1 protein-coding gene is annotated in these 3246 nt (G+C 33.5%); it reads right to left on the bottom strand.

Translation table 11 applies throughout. The annotated features are described in order from the left end of the window. Positions 1-3246: amino acid adenylation domain-containing protein (locus ACLBXA_RS29240; protein ID WP_447617734.1), on the bottom strand; the 3246-nt coding region annotated here is incomplete at both ends.

The following is a 3246-nucleotide window of genomic DNA, read 5'->3' as shown; positions in this document are numbered from 1 at the left end:
AAGCCTCTTTGTTGGATATGCGGGATCTAGTGGGACATATGCGCCACCAGCTTTTATTATTCCTAATATACTTACAATCATCTCTAAAGAACGTTCTATATAAACCCCTACCATACTTTCAGGGCCTATGTTTCGTTTTTGTAGATAAAAAGCTAATTGATTTACTTTTTCATTTAATTCCTTATAAGTTAACTGTTGATCTTTATATACCAACGCAACAGAATCTGGATTCTGAATTACTTGCTGTTCAAATAACTCTTGAATCACTACATCTTTTTGATAATTGCCCTCTATGTTAGTCCATTCATGTAATAATTGCTTTTCTTCGTTCTTAGTGAGTATTCTTAGATTCTCAATAGGTTCCTCCGGAAATTGTAAAATTTCATCTAGCCAAATTTCAAAAGATTGAGCCATTCTTTTTATTGTAGAAACCTTAAATAAGTCTGTATTATATTCAAAATCCACTTGTAATCCTGTTGGTATCTCTTCCGTTGCTATAGTTATATCAAACTTTGCACCATTCATATGTCTAGGGATTTTTTCTACGCTATGATCTAATAATTTTGGTAACTCTTTTAATTGATTGTGAAAAACAAACATTGTCTGAAATAATGGAGAATAACTCATATCACGTTCTGGTTGTATAGCTTCTATAACTTTTTCAAAAGGAACGTCCTGGTTTTCTTGTGCATCTAACATTTTTTTCTTTATTTGTTGGACCAATTCTTTAAATGTTATATTATTTGAGCAATCTGCACGATAGACTACAGTATTTGCAAAGAATCCAATAAGATCTTCAACTCCTGGATAATTCCTATTTGCAATCGGGCTGCCTACTAAAATATCTTTTTGATTGGTATAACGAGAAAGAAACCCTTGATAACTTGCTAATAATGTGGCGAATAATGTAACGCCTTCCTTAGAATTGAATACTTTTATTTTTTCTAACAATTTATTGGGTATGACAATTTGATACGTATCTCCATTATAGCTTTGTATTATTGGACGAGGATAATCCAATGGGAGTTCCAATATAGGAAGTAAACCGCGTAATTCTTTCCCCCAATATGCTATTTGTTTTTGTATAATGTCTTCTGTTAACCAACTTTTTTGCCATTTTGTAAAATCAATATACTGAACAGGTAAAGGGGGAAGCTTTTCAGTTTCGTTTTCTAAAAATGCCTGATAAAAACTCATCCATTCATTGATAAAGGTATCTAATGACCAGCGATCAAAAATAATATGATGGATGGTGCAAAGAAGTACTAACTCTTTATTGTCCATTACTATTAAATGAGTACGTAATAAAGGTCCTTGGCTTAAATCAAATGGCTTTTTAGCTTCTATTTTTGATATATTTTCTATTTTAGATGTTTTATCTTCAGGAGAAAGATAACGCAAATCAATTACTGATAAGGGAACTGTTATATCTTGTTGAACAATTTGCACTGGTTTTCCGTCAACTTCATGAAATACTGTCCGTAGAATTTCATGGCGATGTATTATTGCATTATATCCTTTTTTTAACATCTCAATGTTCCATTTTCCTTTTAAACGCCATGCAATCGGGACATTGTAAAGCGCACTATTTGTTACAATTTTATCCATTATCCATAAACGCTGTTGAGCGAAAGATAATGGTTCGTATTGTTCACGTTTAACTGATTGTAATGGTGTAAAAACATCGATCTCCCCCGTTTTTCCCAATAAAAATGTTAAACGTTTTGAGAAATGTTTAATGGTAGGGCATTCAAATATATCACGTATTTGTACTAGAATTGAAAAATCAACACCTAAACGTGAAGTTATTTTAGTTGCTAGGAGAGAGTGTCCACCTAACTCAAAAAAATTATCGTTTATTCCAATGACAGAGGAGTCAATCCCTAATACCTCTGACCAAATTTCTACCATTTTTTGCTCTACTCTATTCCGAGGTGCTATATATCCCTCGTTCGTTTGTATAATAGAGGCCCATGCAGGTAAAGCATCTTTATCTACCTTCCCATTAACAGTTAATGGCAATGATTCTATCTTGATAAAATGAGCCGGGACCATATAATTTGGAAGATGTACCCCTACATGTTTTCTCCACTCTTGTGTATCTCCTTCGCCCACAATATAGGCTACTAAGATGTTATCTCCAAATGAATCTTCTTGCGCTACCACAGTAACTTCTTTAATGTCTGGATGATTTCCTAATATTGTTTCAATTTCACCTAACTCAATTCGAAATCCTCTAATCTTAACTTGTTTATCAGCTCTTCCTATATATTCTATATTTCCATCAGGTAAATATTTAACTAAATCACCAGTCCGATATAATCTATCATTAGAGCTATTCTTGAATGGGTGTGGGATAAATGAGGCCTTTGTTAATTCAGGTTGATTCAAATATCCTCGTGCTAATGCGATACCTCCTATATAAAGTTCACCTACTGTCCCAATAGGGACAAGTTTTTTAGCTTCATTTAATACATATACCTCTACATTGGGAATAGATCGACCAATAGGTGGTGTCCCTTTGCCGCTATAAATGTCTATAGTAGCAACCGATGCTTCTGTTGGACCATATGCATTTATAAAGAGGTGATTTTTCACCCATCGTTTTGCCACTTGTTCACTACAGACTGAACCCGCAGAAATAACAGTTTGTAATTCCTCAAATTTAGATTCATCTAACAGATTTAGTACCGTAGGTGGTAAAAATGCATGCGTAATTTTTTTTTCTAGCAAAAACTGGGTAAGTGGCTCGACTGGCATAATATCTTGTTGACCACATACATATAAAGTTCCACCAGACACCAGAGTTGCGAAGATATCATATAGTGAAACATCAAATGCAATTGAAGAAAACTGAACTACCTTACTACCCGTATTTAATTTTGTAAAATTAATGCTGGCATTAATAAAATTACATAGACCTTTTTGTTCATAAAGGACACCCTTTGGATTTCCTGTGGATCCAGATGTATAAATTACATATGCCAAATTATCTGGTTTAACTTCAATTGTAGGATTTATATTTTTTTCTCTCGAAATATTCATTTCATGTTCTTTTATATCAATACAATCTATTTCTTTAGGTATCCACTGTGTTAGATGACTTTGTGTCAGCAATACTTGTATGTTGGCATCTTTCAAGATATATTCAAGCCTCTTTGTTGGATATGCGGGATCTAGTGGGACATATGCGCCACCAGCTTTTATTATTCCTAATATACTTACAATCATCTCTAAAGAACGTTC

It is taken from the genome of Bacillus sp. D48C, assembly GCF_053345735.1.
This window is presented reverse-complemented; position numbering and strand designations above follow the sequence as displayed.